Annotated in this window: 20 protein-coding genes and 2 tRNA genes; 1 reads left to right on the forward strand and 21 read right to left on the reverse strand. The window is 47.4% G+C overall.

Translation table 11 applies throughout. The annotated features are described in order from the left end of the window. Window positions 1–6 precede the first annotated feature (6 nt). The 11 genes from BM030_RS17435 to BM030_RS17485 form a co-directional block, all read right to left on the reverse strand. The gene (locus tag BM030_RS17435; protein ID WP_170845807.1) at window positions 7–909 is read right to left on the reverse strand and encodes an endonuclease/exonuclease/phosphatase family protein; all 903 of its coding nucleotides are present in this window, start codon (window positions 907–909) and stop codon (window positions 7–9) included. Beyond that, window positions 896–2,377 (reverse strand): RagB/SusD family nutrient uptake outer membrane protein, encoded by a 1,482-nt coding sequence (locus tag BM030_RS17440; RefSeq protein ID WP_090974898.1) that lies wholly within the window; start codon window positions 2,375–2,377, stop codon window positions 896–898. Before BM030_RS17440 ends, BM030_RS17435 begins: the two co-directional genes overlap by 14 nt. A gap of 33 nt (window positions 2,378–2,410) precedes the next feature. Next, on the reverse strand, window positions 2,411–5,764 hold the full coding sequence (locus tag BM030_RS17445) for a SusC/RagA family TonB-linked outer membrane protein (protein WP_170845808.1): 3,354 nt from the start codon (window positions 5,762–5,764) through the stop codon (window positions 2,411–2,413). A gap of 200 nt (window positions 5,765–5,964) precedes the next feature. Then, a complete protein-coding gene (locus BM030_RS17450) occupies window positions 5,965–7,167 on the reverse strand; it encodes a FecR family protein (RefSeq protein ID WP_090974900.1) in 1,203 nt (400 codons plus the stop codon). A 52-nt stretch (window positions 7,168–7,219) separates the two neighbouring features. After that, entirely contained in the window at window positions 7,220–7,801 is a 582-nt protein-coding gene (locus tag BM030_RS17455) for an RNA polymerase sigma factor (RefSeq protein WP_090974901.1), read from the reverse strand. Window positions 7,802–7,953: 152 nt separating this feature from the next. Next, on the reverse strand, window positions 7,954–8,976 hold the full coding sequence (locus tag BM030_RS17460; RefSeq protein ID WP_090974902.1) for an LLM class flavin-dependent oxidoreductase: 1,023 nt from the start codon (window positions 8,974–8,976) through the stop codon (window positions 7,954–7,956). Between the two features lie 52 nt (window positions 8,977–9,028). Continuing rightward, window positions 9,029–9,430, reverse strand: a complete 402-nt coding sequence (locus tag BM030_RS17465) for a VOC family protein (protein WP_090974903.1) — start codon at window positions 9,428–9,430, stop codon at window positions 9,029–9,031. Between the two features lie 12 nt (window positions 9,431–9,442). Further along, entirely contained in the window at window positions 9,443–9,892 is a 450-nt protein-coding gene (locus BM030_RS17470; RefSeq protein WP_090974925.1) for an SRPBCC family protein, read from the reverse strand. Window positions 9,893–9,918: 26 nt separating this feature from the next. Continuing rightward, complete coding sequence (locus BM030_RS17475) at window positions 9,919–10,299, reverse strand: iron chaperone (protein ID WP_090974904.1); 381 nt, start codon at window positions 10,297–10,299, stop codon at window positions 9,919–9,921. Then, complete coding sequence (locus BM030_RS17480; RefSeq protein WP_090974905.1) at window positions 10,292–10,666, reverse strand: DoxX family protein; 375 nt, start codon at window positions 10,664–10,666, stop codon at window positions 10,292–10,294. The genes BM030_RS17475 and BM030_RS17480 overlap by 8 nt, the downstream gene beginning before the upstream one ends. Window positions 10,667–10,687: 21 nt before the next feature. Next, entirely contained in the window at window positions 10,688–11,113 is a 426-nt protein-coding gene (locus BM030_RS17485; RefSeq protein ID WP_090974906.1) for an SRPBCC family protein, read from the reverse strand. Between the two features lie 154 nt (window positions 11,114–11,267). Here BM030_RS17485 and BM030_RS17490 point away from each other — a divergent pair, with 154 nt between their 5' ends. Beyond that, entirely contained in the window at window positions 11,268–12,245 is a 978-nt protein-coding gene (locus BM030_RS17490; protein WP_090974926.1) for a GlxA family transcriptional regulator, read from the forward strand. 455 nt (window positions 12,246–12,700) lie between these two features. Here the strand turns inward: BM030_RS17490 and BM030_RS17495 are convergent, their stop codons facing one another. The 10 genes from BM030_RS17495 to BM030_RS17540 all read right to left on the reverse strand — a co-directional run bounded on the left by BM030_RS17495 (window position 12,701) and on the right by BM030_RS17540 (window position 19,389). Next, a complete protein-coding gene (locus BM030_RS17495; RefSeq protein WP_090974907.1) occupies window positions 12,701–13,561 on the reverse strand; it encodes a sigma-70 family RNA polymerase sigma factor in 861 nt (286 codons plus the stop codon). 222 nt (window positions 13,562–13,783) lie between these two features. Then, window positions 13,784–13,975: a cold-shock protein gene (locus tag BM030_RS17500; RefSeq protein WP_079715916.1), complete on the reverse strand. Its 192-nt coding sequence runs from the start codon at window positions 13,973–13,975 to the stop codon at window positions 13,784–13,786. Between the two features lie 218 nt (window positions 13,976–14,193). Continuing rightward, window positions 14,194–15,282, reverse strand: coding sequence for a 3-oxoacyl-ACP synthase III family protein (locus BM030_RS17505; protein ID WP_090974908.1), 1,089 nt, complete (start codon window positions 15,280–15,282; stop codon window positions 14,194–14,196). Window positions 15,283–15,929: 647 nt separating this feature from the next. Then, window positions 15,930–16,205 carry a Txe/YoeB family addiction module toxin gene (locus BM030_RS17510; protein ID WP_090974909.1) on the reverse strand — a complete coding sequence of 92 codons (276 nt, stop codon included), beginning with the start codon at window positions 16,203–16,205 and terminating at the stop codon, window positions 15,930–15,932. Beyond that, on the reverse strand, window positions 16,196–16,399 hold the full coding sequence (locus BM030_RS17515; RefSeq protein ID WP_090974910.1) for a DUF2683 family protein: 204 nt from the start codon (window positions 16,397–16,399) through the stop codon (window positions 16,196–16,198). Before BM030_RS17515 ends, BM030_RS17510 begins: the two co-directional genes overlap by 10 nt. 132 nt (window positions 16,400–16,531) lie before the next feature. Continuing rightward, window positions 16,532–16,828: a helix-turn-helix domain-containing protein gene (locus tag BM030_RS17520; protein ID WP_090974911.1), complete on the reverse strand. Its 297-nt coding sequence runs from the start codon at window positions 16,826–16,828 to the stop codon at window positions 16,532–16,534. Window positions 16,829–17,288: 460 nt separating this feature from the next. Next, window positions 17,289–17,373: transfer RNA gene (locus BM030_RS17525), tRNA-Ser, on the reverse strand. A gap of 200 nt (window positions 17,374–17,573) precedes the next feature. After that, window positions 17,574–17,647: transfer RNA gene (locus BM030_RS17530), tRNA-Arg, on the reverse strand. Between the two features lie 239 nt (window positions 17,648–17,886). Further along, a complete protein-coding gene (locus BM030_RS17535; RefSeq protein WP_090974912.1) occupies window positions 17,887–18,195 on the reverse strand; it encodes a DUF3467 domain-containing protein in 309 nt (102 codons plus the stop codon). A 78-nt stretch (window positions 18,196–18,273) separates the two neighbouring features. Next, window positions 18,274–19,389 (reverse strand): M42 family metallopeptidase, encoded by a 1,116-nt coding sequence (locus BM030_RS17540; RefSeq protein ID WP_090974913.1) that lies wholly within the window; start codon window positions 19,387–19,389, stop codon window positions 18,274–18,276. Window positions 19,390–19,477: the final 88 nt, after the last annotated feature.

Here is a 19,477-nt window from a genome sequence, read left to right on the forward strand (position 1 = left end):
ATTCACCTACTTTAGCGATACCTCCATATACATTGCGGGGTGATCGGAATACGTGTCTACGAAGTCGTCATAAATCGGATGGGCCTTGATGAGCCTCCCGAGCAGCGGCTGGCTGGCAAAGATGAAGTCTATCCGCCTTCCGGGATAGCGGAAGTCGTACGGTTGGGCGTTTTCTTCCCTCGTGCCATGCAGGTGATGTATGGCATCTTTGAATCCTTCAGCCTCGATCTGGTCGGTCACCCAATAGTTGTTGGTGGTTACTTCCGGCGAAAAATCCCTGCGCGACACCGCGTTGAAGTCGCCCACCAGGATCCAATGAGGCTCACCGGGAAACTTGCGGACCGTGCTGTCCAGTATGACATTGATCTCGTGCAGCCGGTAATCGTTGCCGAGCCCATCCCCCGGTGTATGCCAGTAGGATTGGGGCCACAGGTGCGTAACGACGATGTTGAAATCCCGGTCTTTCAGCTTGGCGAAAATCGCCCCGTGTGAGACATGCATGGTTACCCGCCGCCGCGATTCCAGCGGATATTTGGAAGTCAGTGCCACGGGATAGTTGTCTGTTGCTTTAAGGTTGGTGATGACGTAGGGGTGTCCAAACCTTGCCGCCAGCTGTTCCAGTGACTCCTGCCGGAAACCGTTTGCCTCTTGGATGGCCAGAATATCGGGATCGTGGGTTTTTACCCAATTCACGAAATTATCGTAGTTGGCAGGCCGGTCGCCTTTCATGCCTTCGAGGATGTTGAAACTGATGATCTTCAGTTCATCCGGCACGGTAACGGATGGCGGTGTTCCGTCTTCGTCGGGAACGGGTGTTTCGCCTTTATCCCCGCAGCCCAAGATAAACAGGGCAGCCATGAAAAAGACCAGGACAGCCATGCCACGGCTGTAGCCCTTAATTTCTTCCATATGATTCATATGCTTTATTGTCTAATTTGTAACCTGATTTAACCACCTCGATATCGGGTATTGGATAATACTCATGGCAAGGCAGCATGTTGTTTTTGAGGGAAGAGGTATAGTCTGTATAGTCATACGTCATCTGGTACCAGATGCCCCATCTCACGAGGTCGTATTTGCGCTGGTACTCGCCCAGCAGCTCGCGCGCCCGCTCTTTTTGGATTTCTTCCCGCAATAGATCCCAGTTTCTGAAGTTATAATCGGCCAGCCCCGCCCGCCGGCGCACCATGTTGAGGTATCGTATGGATTCTGAAGCGTTCTGCAACTCCATGTAATTCTCTGCCTGCATCAGCAATGCATCTGCATACCTGAACACCCGTTGGTTATTGCCGTCAGCTACGTTGAACATATTAAGGGACCAGAATTTGGGGCCCAGCCAGGGTACCGACGCTGTGCTTTTGAACGGTACACCATTGTATTCCCAGGCCATATTGAGGCCGGTTCTGAGGTCATCGCTCGTTCTGCGCTGGATGGACTGGAAGAAGTAATTGTTGGGGCGCAGCGCTGTCCACGTGGTTGCCCGGCTGCCCAGTTCGGGTATCTCCACGCCATCATAGACGGATCCGGATTCCCTGACGGGCATGCAAATGGCAGCGGCATTGGTGGTTACCTGCAGCCCTGCCTCTGCATAGGTAAACTGTACCTCAAAAATGGACTCTGGGATGTTTTTATTCCGCAGCATGATGTTTTCCAGCGGATACTGGTCAAGACTGCCGTAAATAGACTCCAGCCTGTCCATGCTTTCCTTGGCCACATCCCATCGCTTGTTCCACTGGGCCAGTTTACCGATGAGCATCCAGCCCATGGCTGCCCCGCTCCTGTTGCCGGAAACGTCATTGGTGCGTATCTGTGGCAGATGGGGTACGTATTCCAGGAGTTCGTCGATGAGGTAGTTCCGGGTATCTATGGCGGGCATCCGCGGCAATTGCGAAATCCGGTCAAGCACCTCTGCATCAGACACATCCTCTGTATAGAACGGTACGTCGCCAAACGTTGATGTCAGAAACCAGTAGTAATAAGCACGCATAATCATACCCTCGGCCAACAGGCGGTTTTTGACATCGTCTTCCAGGGGTGAGCGCTTGATCGCTTCAATGATGGAATTGCAGTACATCACCCCCCGGTATCCCTGCTGCCACATGGTAGCACCAAACCGGGGCTGCGAAGGCGATATGTCCAATTGTGCGTCCAAGGTTCCAGAATTGATGCGCATCAAATCGGTCACCCCTTCCGTGACGATGAGGTACGTGTAGGTGTAGATAGACCTCAACGGAATGTAGGTCGCATTCAGTCCGGATATGCATTGGGCTTCAGTCAGGTAATAGTTGCCCGTATTCACAAAGGAAGTGGGATCTTCCTCAATAGAGCAGCTCGACAAAAAGCCGAGTGAGAGAAATATAATCAATAAACGCTTCATTGCTTTTATATACTTTTACTGTACAACCTTTGGTTAATACCTGATTTGCACGCTTGCCACAATGGTTCTGGGCTTTGGATAGGCGCCAATATCGACCCTGCGCAACGTGGAGGTGCTGCTCTGCGAGGATACATCCGGATCAAAGCCATTGTATTTCTTCCACAGGAGGAGGTTTTCGCCGGCCAAGGTGAATTGGATATCCCTGAGTTTGTTGTTGGTGAGCCGCGATATATTCCAGTTGTAACCGAGTGCTACGGTTTTCAGCCTCACAAACGAGGCGTCGTACACCATCCTATCAGAGGCAATGCCGTCATTGCTGCCGGCACGGGGAATATCCGAATGGGGGTTCCTTACCGGATGCCAGGCATTCAGCATATAAGTGTACTGATTGGTATTGGGGCTTCCGTTGCCCATCCACTGCTCGGATATGTTGTATATCTTGCCTCCGATGTTATAGGCCACAAACACGCCCAGCGACAGGTTTTTGTAGTTGAAGTTGTTTTGTATTCCTCCGTATACAAACGGGTCTGCGCTTCCGAGATATATCTGGTCTCTTTCATTGAAGACACCGTCGTGGTTGATGTCGATGTAGCGCGGCGAACCGGGTGCATACTGTGCGTTGGCGGCAGATACGTATCCCCGTGTGATCCTGTTGCGCTCGATTTCTTCCTGTGACTTCCACGTGCCTGCGTACTGGAACCCCCAGAGGGCATTGAGGGGATATCCTTGTACATAGCCGTACATCATGTAGCTATTGTTGCCATAAGCCCCGTATACATTCACGAAATCAAATATTCCGATGTCCTCCACCATTTGCTGGTTGTGGGATATGGAAAACATCGTAGACCAGGAGAAATCTTGCCGCCTGACGTTCTGGCTCTCGATACTGAACTCAATGCCTTTGTTGGACGTCCGGCCCACGTTGGCGAACCGCGTATTGTAGCCGGTATGACGGGGGGTCTGCACATCAAGCAGCAGGTCATGGGTATATGACAGGTAACCTTCTAACGTGATGTTTACCCGGTTGTTAAACAGTGCGATATCTGTGGCGGCATTATACATATCGGTCTTTTCCCAAGAGAGTTGTTCGCTCGCCAACCTGGAAGGATAGAACGCTACCGGCTGTGAACCGTCAAATAGGTATCCGTTCGTCGTTGAAGTCAATGCAGCGAGTGAACGGTATGAGGATATGCCGTCATTACCTGTGCGGCCGGCACTCAAGCGGACCGAAAGATCATCCACCCAACCGACCGATTCCATGAACGGTTCGTTGCTGACCGTCCACTTCAGCGCAGCTGAGGGGAAAAAAGCCCATTTCCTGTCTGCCGCAAAATTGGAAGCACCGTCTTGCCTGCCGGTGACGGTCAGGTAGTACTTGCTTTTGTAATTGTAGTTGGCCCTGGCCAGGAAAGACATTGAGGTTTTCTGCACATTATTGGTGGATGCGGAATAGTTTTCCTTATCGGGTATGGCGTTCATGTTGTTCCACCGGATTGCATCGGACTGGTAGCCTTCGCCCTGCAGGGAGAAATTGTCGCTGACCACCTGCTGCCCGATAAATCCGACCATCATATCGACGTGGTTGTCTCCCCATTTCCTGATGTAATTGGCAGTTGTCTGGCTCATGATGTTGCGCTCAGTATATTCTGCACGGTATGCCATGCCGCCCTCGTTTTCTGATTTGGCAGGGAGGTTTCCGGGATCATATCGGAACGTATGCTGCTGATAGTTGTAGTACGTCAACTGGGAATTGATTTTCAGCCCGTCAATAGGCTGGATATCGATGTATCCGGTGTTGGTGGATCCATTCCGCTTCACATTCCGGATGACATCCAGATCCAGCAAAGCCCTGGGCGAATTGAACCGCTGGCCGGAGTACCACAGGTCATTGAAATTGTCGAACGTTTTGATCAAGGGATTCAGGTAGATCGCGGCATTCCACCAGTTTGTTCCGCCAATGGTGACGACGTTCTGATCATCACTGCGCCGGGTATAATTGTATTTGTAGCCAACTTTCATCCACGGGAACATTTGATAGTCGAGGTTTAACCTGCCTGTAAACCGCCCAACTCCGCTGTTATCGATGATTCCACGGGTATTGTCGTACGTGACCGAAGCGTAATGGGTGGTCTTGTTTCCGCCGCCCGACAAGGAGAGTATCTGGTTGTGGTATGGGGCTATCCGAGTGATTTCATCCACCCAATCGGTTCCCTTGCCCATACTCAACGGATCCGGAAATGGATATTGCGATTGCGGGGTCTCAGGGCCAATGGCGCCAAAATTGTCAGTGGTGGCAAAGTAGGCAAAATCGTTGCGGTATTGCGCAAACTGCGAGGCATCCATGATGTCCAGTTTCCTGGGTAACTGTGAAATGCCAAATGTACTTTTCAAGGCAATGTCGTCTTTTCCTTTGCGGCCCTGCTTGGTAGTGATGATGATTACACCATTACTGCCCCTGGTGCCATATATAGCCGTGGCCGAGGCATCCTTAAGTACGCTGATGGACTCGATATCTGCTGTATTGATGTCTGCCAGATTGCTGATGCCATCTATCACCCCGTCAATGACAATCAGGGGCTCATTGGTAGCCGTGATGGATCGGGTGCCCCGTATACGGATCGATGCAGGCGCGCCGGGTTCGCCGGTTGAGGCCATGATGTCTGCACCGGGTACGCGCCCCTGCAAAGCAAGATCGACGGACAGCACCGGGGCATCCTGGATGTCTTCCATCTTTATATTCACCACAGACCCCGTGAGGTCTTTCTTTTTCACCTCGCCAAAACCAATGACGACGACTTCATCCATATCTGAGACCTTTTCTGCCATGGTCACGGCAATAGCTTCGGCTGTACTGACGGTTACTTCCCGGGGTTCATATCCCACACTGGAAAACTCCAATACTGCCGGCAAGCGATCTACCCGAAGCACAAACAGGCCCTGGCCATTTGAAACCGTCCGCAGTGCGCTTTCTTTCAGCCTCACGGTGACACCGGGCAACGGGCTACCTGTCGAATCACGGACACTTCCCCGGATGGTTGTTTGCTGAAAGGAACCTCCGGCTTCTCCCGTAGTTTGGCCGGACGGCTCTTTGTCTTTTTTCCGGACAAGGACAATGTTGTTATCCATTGTTTTGAACCCAAGGTTGAATTTGGGTAAAACAATGTTCAATGCCTTTATGGCATCGGTGTCTATAAAGTTGACATCAACCGTGTTGTGTGGTGAAACGAGGCCCTGCTCATAGAAAATGTTGTAGCCACTTTGTCGTTCTATCTCCTTTAAAAACACGGATAGCCGCATGTCTTTGCCCTGGATGGACACATTCTGGGCAAAGGTGGATGCGCTCACCTGGAAAACACCAGCAAGCACGAGAATCCATACAAATTTCATTGATAACGGGATTTTCCATTTAGGCAGGCAGTAGGGATTCAATATTTCAATGCCTAACCATTTTTTTTTATACATTTGTAAATCAGGTTGAAATTTATTTAAACGGATACTTTTCAATCATTTTATGTCCAAAGCGACATATTCAAAGCAGGGGCGGCTCCAACGCTCCTGTTTTGGTTATGTCTTGTATAGTACTTCCATTACATAACCGTAACCCTCCTTCCATCTACCTGAAATTTAACAGATCCTGTCCATTCGATTAGTTGCAGCAATTGCTTGAAATTTTCGAACCGGGAGATGGTTCCCGTGTAACGGACGCTTGACATATCCCCTTGGTAAACCACATCAATATCGTACCAGCGGGACACTTCCTGCATCACCCGCTCAATAGAGGCGTTATCGAAAGCAAACTTTCCATTCTTCCACGCCAACGTATAGTATGTATCCACCTTTTCTATGGATACCTTTTTCTGTTCTATGGAATACTCGGCCTGCTGGGAAGGGTTGAGGTAATGTATATCCTGCCGGCCGTCATAGCGTAATGCCACGGCTCCCTCTACCAAGGTGGTGGTTATATTTCCATCGTAGTTATTGATGTTAAAGCGGGTACCTAAGACTTCCAGTGTCTGATCGCCGGTCTTCACTATAAAAGGCCGTTTTTTCCCGTTTTTGGTAGACTTTTGCACTTCAAAATAAGCTTCTCCTTCCACTTCCACTTCGCGGGTATCTGAAGCAAAGACGACAGGGTATCTCAGTTTTGACTCGGCATTCACCCACACGGTTGTCCCGTCGGACAGCACCACGCGATATTCCCCTCCCCTGGGCGTAATAATCGTATTATATACCGGTTGCGTGGTAGCAACATCGCCATCCACGTCATAGGAAATACCGCCATCCGCGCGGCGCAGGATACGCAGCTGGCCATCCTGCAAGATCGTATCTTGCGTTATCTTGTCCAGCTCGATGGCGGTGCCGTCGTCCAGCAGGATAATGGCGCGATCACTGCCGGGCACGATTTCCTGATGCCAAGCCAACAGCTCCCCGGGTGTATTATTGCCGTGCTGGAGGAAAAAATATCCCCCTATGGTGAGGACAACCAACACGCTGGCAGCGATGGCAATGGCGGCTGAGGAGATTTTTCTGGTTGTGCCGGGACGATTCGTGGGTTCTTCCCGCCATTGTTTCTTCACCCGGTCATCGCCCGCAATGCGGCCAAATAGCTTCTCCGTGTCAAATCCTGCCTCCTGAGTTTTTACCGGATCAAAAGACCGGTCCCATTCGTCATAGATAAGCTTCTGGCCCTCCCTGGTGTCCAGCAATCTGGCAAGGGATGACCTTTCCTCTTCCGTCAGCTCTCCGTTGCGGTATTTAGCGAGTAACCTACTTAGTTGTTGTCTGTCCAAAGTTCGCGTCTATTTACCTGATATAAACGCAGCCCAGGAAACGATGTACTAATCAGAAGAAAAATTTTATAAAAATATAGGCAAAGTATAGGTCTTGAAGCTTGACACGTACCATTTTGGTCGCCAATGCCAGGTGGTTTCTGACCGTATTCCTGGAAATACCCATCTGATTAGCAATGTCTTTCTGTGGCATGTCTTCCAGCTTGGACAATTTATAAACTTCCTGCTGTTGGGGCGGCAGGCTATCGATTATTTTTTCCAGTATTTCTGCCAATTCGGCCGCATCGATCTTTTCTTCGGTTTCCGTGGAAACGTAAGACCAGTCGCTTTGGGCAGCAACCATCGTATTGGAAAGGGAAATTTGCTTTCTGAAATGAGAGATGGTCAGCCGCTTGGCGATGACAAAAAGGTAAGGATACAGGTTTTCTTCGGATTGTATTTTATGCCGGTGAAGAAAGAGCTGCACAAATACTTCCTGGGTAAGCTCCTCGGCATCTTCCGCGTTCTTACATTTCGATATGATATAACGATGTATGATGGGAGAAAAGTAATCAAATACCATTCTAAAGGCTTCCTGATTCCCTTCAGTGAATCTCGAAAATCCGTCGCCGAAAAATATGTTGATAAACTTCATGCCTTTGCCGCGAAAAAAGCCAAGGTATATGACTTATCGGTTAGTGCTATGTTAAATAATCTTTACTTTTATATAAATAGCGATGACATATAGGTTATAATTCAACAAAATTAAACAAAAAAAGTGAGTTAAAAAGAGTGCGAATTGGGCAATCAACGCCAGCCCAATGCGGGTGCAACGTGCTTCAGGATAGCCGACAGCACATGTATGTTGTAATCCACGCCTAATGTATTAGGTATCGTCAGGAGAAGCGTATCCGCTTCTTGGATGGCTTCGTCGCGGGCCAATTCGTCGATGAGTTTATCCGGTTCGGCAGCGTAACTTCTTCCGAAGATGGCGCGTTTGTCTTGTTCGATCATCCCGATTTTATCTCCCCGCCCCGTTTCCTGACCGAAGTAGTAGCGGTCTTGATCGGTTACCAACGCAAAAATAGATCGGCTCACGGATACCCTCGGTTCGCGTTGGTATCCCGCCTTTTTCCACGTTTCTTTGTACAACCGGATTTGCTCAGCCTGCTGTATATGGAAAGGTTTGCCGCTCTCATCATATTTCAAGGTGGAACTCTGCAGGTTCATCCCGTTTTCAGCCGCCCAGATGGCCGTGGCGTTGGACGCGGATCCCCACCAAATACGTTCCCGTAACCCTGCTGAGTGGGGTTCCAGCCGTAATAGGCCCGGTGGATTCGGAAACATCGGATAAGGATTAGGTTGGGCGAACCCTATACCTTTCAGCTTGTCTAAGAATTCCAGCGCCTTACGGCGCCCCATATCGGCGTCCGTCTCCCCGTCTGCCGGTTCATAACCGAAATACCGCCAGCCATCGATTACCTGTTCAGGAGAACCTCTGCTGATTCCCAATTGCAACCGCCCGCCGGAAATCAAATCAGCGGCGCCGGCATCTTCCACCATATACAGCGGATTTTCGTAACGCATATCAATGACGCCTGTGCCGATTTCTATTTTGCTTGTTCTGGCGCCGATTGCCGCAAGCAAAGGAAACGGCGATGCCAGCTGCGCCGCAAAATGATGTACGCGGAAATATGCTCCATCTAAACCCATTTCTTCGGCAGCAATAGCCAAGTCAATGGACTGAAGCAGCGTGTCACTTGCCGTACGGGTTTTATAAGCCGGATGGTTGGACCAATGTCCGAACGATAGAAATCCTATTTTCTTCATAAATCGTTTACAAAGATAAGGATTATCTTAACCACTGACATGGGGCATCCGGCTAAACGTACAGTACCCACCGCACGTCAAAAGGGTCGATTATTTCGACCAGCTTCTGATTGTAAACGTCTGCGGCGGAATAACCTGTTTTGCCGGATGTTAGCTTTTCCATGAGCGATCTTCTTTGATAGGCCGTTGGGCAATGCATAAAAATGGAGATATAATTCCCAACCGTCCGCCCTTCGTTGTGTACCAAATCCGACCCATGGATGATGATGCTGTCAGAAACAAGCGACCCGCTGACCACCGGCATTTCTGTGTAGCCTTCCAATTCTCTTCCGAACGTTTCAAATTGCAATGTACCACCGAAGCAGGCTTGATAATGGGTGAGTGCTTTTCTGCAATTTCCGGAAAATGTGATGAAGATAGCACTCACCGATTTACTGCTATTCAGGCTAACCATAGGACAGCGGAATCAGGCATCAGGAATTTCCGGCTCTACAAGCTTGGTTAATTTCTCCAGCGATTCCTGCCAGCCTAAATAACACATCTCTGCAGGTATGGCGGAAGGAATTCCCTCTTGTACCACGTTGAGCTCAGTGCCGCATGAAACCTTTTTTAGCCGTACGGTTGTTGTCATCTCCCCCGGTAAATTGGGGTCGTCAAACGTATCGGTGTATTTAATAAGCTCATTGGGCTTTATTTCAAGATACGTTCCGCCAAAAGAGTGCCCATTCCCGGTGCTGAAATTAATAAACGTCATACGGAACTTCCCTCCTTCCGTGAAGTCCATTTCCTGCACGGTGCATACAAAGCCGTAAGGTGGCAGCCAGGTGGCGTGGGCTATGGGGTCTGCAAATGCCCGGAACACCTTCTCAGGGCTTGCCTGGATTACCCGGTGCAATGAAACTGAATTACTTTCCATGATCATAAAATTTTATTTGTTACTAATTAGTTCTTGGTACGCTTTGCTGATTGCTCATTTTCCTTTTTCCGGAACGTGATGATTTTTTTAATCAGCGTTTCGGGCAACGGTTTATCGTTTGGGATTTGGATAGCCGACTTACTTACCTTATACCCCTGTAAATCAGCCTTGAAGTGTTCCCAAAATGCGTCGCTATAGGGGTATGATAACGTGATGTGCTTAGGAAATGCGCAATAGTATAGCAGATAGCCGTGGTATTTAAAGCAGGGTATCTGATAGCTGATACATTCCTCTGCATCAGGTACTGCTTCATTGATGATTGCCCGGATTGTCTGCATCCGCGCCAGCGTTTCACCGGTGAATGCCTGATGATACTCATCGATTGTTTGATAATTGGTCTTAGCCATGGGCCTGGATTTTACGGTTATAGCGATACGAAACGGCAAGAATACCAAGCACAACCAGCGGCATCAGCATAAATCCAATGTTTTGATCTACGGCTGCATGACTGATGAATGCAAAGATCAGATTAAATGTAAGCCCTGCGTATGCCCATTCCTTGAGCCTGGCCGGGACTTGCGGAACGGAAATGGCCACTACGCCGAGCACCTTACAGATAATCAGTGCATAGGCAAAGTAATCCGGATAGCCTAAAGGCCTTGTACCTATGGTTGCCTGCTCACTTGAAAAAAGCAGGGCGCTAAGCGGCATGACACCTTCCCAAAGGATGATGATGATAGTGGCCACCCAGAAGATTGTTTTATACTTTTTCATGTTGTTAGATAAATAAAAGCTTTATGAATGGGTTGACTCAACATACGTTACAAAGTTGTTCAAGATAGCTTGCCAGCCTTGTTTCTGAAACTCCGGGTCATTTTCTGTCTCGGCATCAAACGTGGTTGCCACATGGGTTTTCCCGCTTTGTGGCGTGAACAGCGTAGTAGCCTTTCGCCCGTCTGGCATGGTGTAAGCAATTTCTTTGTGCAGTTCTACCTTATCATAAATGCCTTCAAAATCAAACCCGAAACTGCCATCTTTGGCTTCCATCCGATGCTTGAACTTTCCGCCTGCCCGGAGGTCGTTTTCACTGCTTGGGCTATGCCAACTTGGGTCTGCGGTATTCCATTGCATAATGTCGCTTGGTGTATTCCAAACCTTCCAAACTTTTTCTACGGGCGCATTTACCGTTGCTTCTACCGTAATTTTTGTTGCCTGTGCCATGATTGTTTACGTTTTTTTGTTTGTTAAATTCTACCATTCAAAAGTACAACAGGACATAGGATTCCGGCTGTTATGAAAATGACAACTTTAGGGGTGAATTATGACAAAACTATTTTATAACTTGCACCTATGTACTTGACCAATGGTTATTTCTATGAGAATTTCTGTTTTTGTACCTGAGTATGGGGTAATTGAAGCCGTTACGCCGCCATTCAGAACGTTTCATACCGCCAATGAGTTTTTAGCTACATTTGGCAAAAAGCCGATCTTTAAGGTTGAGTATGTGGGCTTGAAAGAATATGTGCCCGCCAACAACGGTGAATACCTTATAAAAACCGATAAGCTGCTCAGCGAGGTGACCGAAACCGACTTACTGATTATACCTCCGACATTCGGTGATACCGTCAAAGGGATTCAAGCCAATGCGGAGGCGATCCCTTATTTCAAAAAGTTGCATGAAAAAGGCGCCAGTCTGGCCAGTCTGTGCATCGGTGCTTTTCTGTTAGCGGAAACAGGCCTGCTCAACGGCAAAAAGTGCTCCACACACTGGGCTTATATTAATGAGTTTAAAGAACGGTATCCCGAAGTGGAAGTGGAAGACGGCGCCATTATAACAGAACATGGCAATATTTACAGCAGCGGCGGAGCGAGCAGCTTATGGAACTTGATATTGTACCTTGTTGAAAAATTTGCCGACAGAGAGACAGCCGTGATGATATCCAAATATTTTGCGTTGGATATTGGAAGGGATAGCCAATCGCAGTTTGCTATTTTCAAGGGACAAAGGAACCACGGCGATACTGAGATCCAGAAAGTGCAGGATTACATTGAAAAAAATTATCATCATAAAATAATAATAGAAACGCTGGCAAACCTGATTAATACGGGCCGCAGAACTTTTGAAAGGCGGTTTAAGGAGGCTACCAACAACACACCCATTGAGTATATACAACGCGTAAGGATAGAAGCCGCCAAAAGCTTCTTTGAAGCGTCAAGAAAAAATGTAACGGAAATCATGTTTACTGTAGGGTATACAGACACGAAAGCATTTAGAGATACCTTTAAAAAAATTACGGGGCTAACACCCATAGAGTACCGGAACAAGTTTGCCCGGGTGGCACATGAGGTGTAATTTGCGTGGCCGCACTTATCATCCCAAACGCTGTATTTGCAAACTGGCTGTGGTACATCGTTAAGAAATTCAGTTCGTCAACGGATATAGCGTTGTGCTGGGCGATAGGCCTATGACGTTCCACCTTTGAGCTCAAACCGGTATCCCGCTTGTTTCAGGCCGTACAAGCCATGCATCACCCAGTAATCTTTTTCAACCAGTACCGGGTCAATTCCCTTTTCTTCGGAAACGATATGATCAGGTCCTTGAAATCCCTGTGATGATGAAGGTAAGTCACGCTTTGGCTACAAATCGGGTATTTCAATTTAAATACCTTATCTTACAAGAATAAATTATACGATCATGGCAAAAGACAAGGGATCAAAGAAAGAAGGCGGCAAAAAGACCGCCGTAAAGAGCTTGAAGGAAAAACGTGCTGACAAGAAGGAAAAACAGCCAGAGAAGCGCAGGAAAGATTAACTCCTGAAGTGGATGAGCTTTTTCCCTTCCGTAGAATGCTGCAACCAAGCCAATGCCTTGGTTTTGATCTGCCTCACACGTTCGGTAGTCAACCCCAGCTGCCGGCCGATTTCTCCAAGGTTTTTCGGTTCAGACCCACCGAGTCCGAAAAATAGTTTCAGCACCAGTTGCTCCCGTTGGGGGAGCCCGCGTATCGCATCCCCGACAACGATTTCCAGTGAGTCGCTCATCGCCCGATGGTCCGTCGGCACCCCGCCATCAGGCAATGAATCTAATAAGCTCATATCCGGCGAATGAAGGGAGGGAGCATCTACCGAAACTTGCTTGTTGCCGTTTAACAATATGCGGCCCAATCGCTCAGACGAAACGCCAAGCTCCTCGGCCAGCTCCTCTACGGTAGGTTCACGCTCCAAATGCTGCTCCAGCTCGGATTGCGACCGCTTCACTTTGACCAAATCAGCGATTTGGTTTAATGGTAGACGGACCGTGCGCGACTGCACGGAAATGGCCGACATGATGCTCTGTCTGATCCACCAGACGGCATAAGATATAAATTTAAAGCCGCGTGTCTCGTCAAACCGTTTCGCTGCTGTGACCAGCCCCAGGTTTCCCTCGTTGATCAGATCCTCAAGCACCACGCCTTGATGCTGAAATTGCTTGGCTACCGAAATCACGAACCGAAGGTTCCCATTGACCAACCGGTTCAACGCTGCGGTGTCTCCTGCCCGTATCCGGACGGCCAGCGCAACTTCCTCATCACCGGTGATCAAGTCATATTTACTTATATCATGCAAATAGCTACTCAGGGATCGATTGGCGCGGTTGGTAATCGATTCGGATATTTTCAGTTGCCTCATGTGCTGCTTTCGTGTGAAGGGTATGCCGTAAATGTAGGTAATTAAGTCGGACAAATTGGGGAAAACCAGATAATACCCTACCGTTGCGCCATCCTTTTTGAATATCCGTGCTCACCAGGTGTGAGTGTTGCCATGTACGTCCTGCAAGCGCGGTGTGGAAGGAATAAAAAAACCACCAGGCTGATGCCCGGTGGTCTTCATACAATATCTGAAAAAGAGAAATTAAATCAATTTTACGTTTACTGCATTGAGGCCCTTTTGGCCTTGCTCGACTTCAAATGAAACATCATCATTCTCACGGATCTGGTCTTTCAACCCGGAAGAGTGAACAAATACCTCTCGTCCACCGTCTTTGGGGGTGATGAAACCGAAACCCTTAGTCTCATTGAAAAATTTTACTACGCCTTCTTGCATTGGCTTTTGAATAAAAATGAATTGAATTATTAATTGGTTAAAGGTAAGAATAAAATATTGTAATTCAGCGTTTTTTATTTCGGCCGAGCGGGATCGTATACTCCCAGGTATATGCGGAAGTTGGTGATGCTGCAAGACACCATATTTTGATATAATAAAAATATGCACACCTTTGGCACAAGCGGAAACCTGCACGACACTGATAATGGAGCAGGCGGTTAAGCGGCAGGTATTTTATACGCCACGGCATTCATATTCACGCCAGCGCCCATGGAAGCAAATACAATCACACTTCCTTTCTGCAGGACTTGATCAATTAGTTTCTCTTTATACATCAAGTCGTATAAAGTCGGTAATGTTGCTACAGAACTGTTCCCGAGCCATGAAATCGTCATCGGCATCATGTCTTTTGGCGAGCTATTCAGGCCATATAGTTCAAATAGGTTCCTCAGGATCGCCTCGTCCATTTTTTCATTTGCCTGATGGATCAGCACTTTATCGACTTCCGTGATTGATAGGCCCGCTTGGTCAAGACACTCCTTCGTGGTTTGTGGCACGGCCTTTAACGCATACTCGTATAGCTTCCTGCCATTCATTTTGAGAAACAGGTGATCATGGCCGTATTCAGGATTGGAAGATTTGCCCATGCGTAATACATAGGCCAGTTCGGTGGCGTAAGACTTAGTGGCATGGCTCAGAACGCCCACCGGTGTGTCACTCTGTCTGGCTTCCAAGACGACAGCCCCGGCTCCATCGGCGTAGATCATACTATCCCGGTCGTGCGGATCGGAGATCCGTGACAGTGTTTCCGTTCCGATAACCAATACCCGTTTGGCACTGCCGTTGCGGATGTAAGTATCTGCCTGGATCACACCTTGTAACCAGCCGGCACAACCGAAAGGCAAATCGTAAGCGATGGTTGACGGGTTTTTGATAGTTAAACGATGCTTGACCCGGGATGCCAATGCCGGCACGAATTCACTTCTGCGGTTATCAGCCCTGATGTCGCCAAAGTTATGGGCAACGATGATATAATCCAGTGTTTCCCCGTCTATCCCGCTGGAAGCCAGCGCGTCCTGTCCGGCGAATGCGGCAATGTCAGACGCGACTAGATCATCGGTCACGTACCTTCTTTCTTGGATACCGGTAATCCGGCCAAATTGCCTGATGATCTCCGCATTCATTTTTTTCAGCTTGGTACCGTCCTGGTCATAAAAGGCATGCTCACGGAAATCTTCGTTTCGTATTCTTCTGGTCGGAATATAACTGCCGCTTCCAACAATAACGGCATAAGTCGGATGATCCATTGCGTTGTGATGTATGAATTATTCCTTTCCAAGGAGCTTTAGCATTTTTGCAGATCGGATTATTACCCATTAAAGAACAAGCTTGCAAAAGTATTGTTTAGCCAAAAATTAATCGGACCGGATTTCTATTTTGGTTAGGGCTTATGCTGCTGAGATACGCGAAAGCATGCATGGGCGTAACTCTTGCCGGGGTGATCCGGGCGATACCCGCCTTGGTAATATTACGGTCGAATGATAAAAGAAAAAACCCTATAAACGTGCTGTCTATAGGGCTTTGATGTTAAATGATTCCTTTGGTGCGGAGAGTGAGGGATTCGAACGATCCCTATAACCTCCTCATTTAATATCTTTTATAAGCTTCGATTTTCTGCGGTCTCGCTATGGTCTCGCTGTATTAAAATCTACGCTTCCCTATTCCTAAACGTTAAACAAAGATACGAAATGAACGGGTTTAAACCTTATACTTTATGCAGTTTATAGTACTTTCAGGATGGCGGTCGATCAGCTCGCATATATAAATAACAATCTCGTTTTAGGACGAATACTTATGGTCGAGCATAGGTGTTTTCGGAACATGAAATAACACATTTATTGTCGCAAATAACGTTTCGCGACAGAAAATAGGTCTTATTGTCGTGAAAAAATTATTATTTCAGATAGTGACCACGAAGTGACTGTATTTCAAGAATCACGAGGGTATGATCATTATAAATTTCATAAACGATACGATGTTCCCGGTTGATCCGTCTTGACCAGGAACCGGATAGCTGATGTTTCAAAGGTTCAGGTTTACCAATCCCCTCAAATGGATTTTCTATAATAGCAAGAATAAGTTGCTGTATTTTCTTTTGAATAGCTTTGTTTCCAGACTTTTTCCAGTAGTTCAAATCCTCAACTGCCTGTGGAGTATAGATTACTTCCATAAGTCTTCCACGGCTATTTTAACTCCTTTGCCATTTTTGACATCTTCCCGGCCCTTGAGAATTTTCTTGACGAAATCCGGATCATATGGACTTTCTGAACCCTTAGTTTCAAAATCCATTTTCAATGCCTTGGCAAAAGCTTTAATAGCCTCCAACTGCGTTTTGTTCTTAGGACGTATAAGTATGGTATCCATGATGCAAAAATACTAAATTTTACGTAAAATATAATTGTTATTGCTTAATGTGAAATCATTTGTATGGTCATTTTCAAACAATTGTATAGGATTGTGCCGGTTCTGTAGTCCGGTTGTTTATCGTGGTCGAAACTAAACGCCATTCAATAATTCCAAATCCTGCAGTTTTCTTCCCAGCTCATCGTCTGTCCCTAATTTCAACACATCTTCGTGCAAACCCAGTACCCGGAGCACGTTAAAATACGCACCAAATGCAACGCTTGGATCTCCTTTCTCGATGAGGTATAACGTTGAGCGTGCGATGCCCGCACGCTCTGCCACTTGAATGGTCGTTAGTTTGCGACGTTTTCTCGCAAGCTTTATATTCTCGCCCATCTGCTCCAGGAGCTTACTGTGTTTCGGTAAAACAACCTGTTTCTTCGTAGTCATTTTCTAACTATTGTTTGTTATTACATACAAATGTATGTATTTTGATTGAAATAACAAACAAATATATCATTGTTATTATTACAAAACTCAAATGCTATTTAATAATCCGCCGATTCAACCTTAACATAAATTGGGAAAAGCCCGGCTGCATTGGCCTTAGCGGCCCTGGGATAAATGTGGACGTTTAAATCTGTCTTCATCATGCTGGTATCTATTAGGTCTCTAATTATATTCCATTTTACAGCTTAAATCAAGATGTTCATCTTGAACACTTCTGACGTAACTATTTGTTAGTTATGTCGTTGTGACGTTTAGCGAGACCCTAAACCAACCATTTGCAGGGTCTCGATAGGGTCTCGCTGGAACAGGGAATTATTGAATGATCAGGAAGACTTGTAAAAGAAAAAACCCTATAAACGCGCTGTTTATAGGGTATTGATACGAAATGATTCCTTTGGTGCGGAGAGTGAGGGATTCGAACCCCCGGTCCGGTTAAGGACAACGGTTTTCAAGACCGCCGCATTCGACCACTCTGCCAACTCTCCGGCGCAAAAGTACAAACTCTGGGAGATATTGCAAATTCAATTGTATTTTTTTTAATTGAGACTTCCCTTCTGCCTCAGGACCAAGCAAATAGCTAAAAAAATGGCCTCTGATCGCCTTAACCGATAGTCAATCTCCCGACTGCAACATTCCAAAAAACACAAATAGAAAACCCCTCTTTACACGAGTAAAGAGGGGTTAGTACGCCAATCAGGATTCGAACCTGAGACCGACGGTTTAGAAAACCGTTGCTCTATCCAGCTGAGCTATTGGCGCCCGTAATGCGTGCAAAGTTATATTAAACTTGTTTCAATTGCAAAAACAATCAGTCCAATTTGCGGTTATCTCTCAAAAACAGCTATGCGAAGTTTCTTATTTATCTTAGCCCTAATCTTGGTAGCCATCTGGGCAATCGGTGTATTTTGGTATGCATTGAAGGGAATGTTCAACATTATCATCTTCTTTGCGGCCGTTGCATTCATTATCGCCATCTTTAACAGGCCCAAGCGAACTGGTTAGGCCTGCGCCGTAGGCCCGCCGAAGTTCATTGGAAACGGCGGATTTTCGTGCGTATCGATTTTGCCGTTTACGGCTTCGTACTTGGCGATATTGTCGTCCAGGGCATGCAACAAACGCTTGGCGTGCTCGGGCGTGAGGATAATCCGTGATTTAACCCTCGCCTTGGGCACGCCGGGCATCACCCGGATGAAGTCAAGCACAAACTCGGTGTTGGAATGTGTAATGATGGCCAGATTGGAATAGATGCCTTCGGCAATATCTTCGGCCAGCTCGATATTCAATTGATTTTCTTTGTTCTCCGTCATTTGGGTATTGTTTGGTTAAGCTTGCGCCTACCGCCTGCTTATGCACAAAGGTGCAAAGAAATTTCAGCGGATTAAAAACTATTGTGCAAATGTCCTGAAATCTTGTCCAGGCTTGATGGCCAACAGCGTTTCGTAGATTAACCGGATTACATTGTCTACGTCTTCTTTGTGTACCATCTCAACGGTGGTGTGCATGTAACGCAACGGCAATGATATCAGCACGGAAGGTACGCCCTCGTTGGAATAGGCAAAGGCGTCGGTATCGGTTCCGGTCCACCGTGATGATGCTTGCCGCTGGAAAGGGATACTGTGCTTGGTTGCCGTTTCTGCCAATAGCCTGTTGAAATTAATCTGTACGGACGGTGCATACGATATCACCGGCCCTTTGCCGCAGGCTAAGTCGCCCTGGGTAATTTTATTGATCATAGGCGTCTGAGTGTCGTGCGTGACGTCCGTAATGATGGCTGCGTTGGGCTTTATGCGATGGGCAATCATTTCGGCACCGCGGAGACCTATTTCTTCCTGAACGGAATTAACAATATAGAGACCGAAAGGAAGTTTCTTCTTATTTTCTTTGAGCAACCGGGCCACTTCGGCAATCATGAACCCTCCTGCCCTGTTGTCGAGCGCCCGGCCCACGTAATACCGATTGTTCAGCACCATGAACTCATCTTCGTATGTGACCACACAGCCGACATGTACACCCAAAGCTTCCACTTCTTCCTTACTGGTACACCCGCAGTCGAGAAAGATGTTCTTCAACGAAGGACTTTCTTCCTTTTCCCCAGAACGGGTATGGATAGCTGGCCAGCCAAAAACGGCCTTTACCACGCCGTTGTCGGTATGGATATTCACTCGCTTAGATGGAGCAATCTGATGGTCGGACCCGCCGTTGCGAATCACATAGATTAACCCATCTTTGGTGATGTAATTGACAAACCACGAAATTTCATCGGCATGGGCTTCGATGACCACCTTATAATCTGCCTGCGGATTGATGACGGCCACAGCCGTTCCGTAGTGATCAGTAAATGTTTCGTCTACATAAGGCTTCAGGTAATCCAGCCAAAGGCGCTGCCCTTCCCATTCAAAGCCGGTGGGCGACGGGTTATTGATGTACCGCTCAAAAAATTCAAGGGAGGTTGCTGTTACGACGGGATGATGTTGTTGCTGGTCTTTCTTTGCTTTTGCCATGTTTTGATTGCTAAATGATGCATGCCCTTATACGGGCTGAGCAAAATTAGAAAATGTCAGGGATAATGCCCAACTTTGAATAAACAAT

This window comes from Parapedobacter composti, from assembly GCF_900112315.1.
Taxonomy (GTDB): domain Bacteria; phylum Bacteroidota; class Bacteroidia; order Sphingobacteriales; family Sphingobacteriaceae; genus Parapedobacter; species Parapedobacter composti.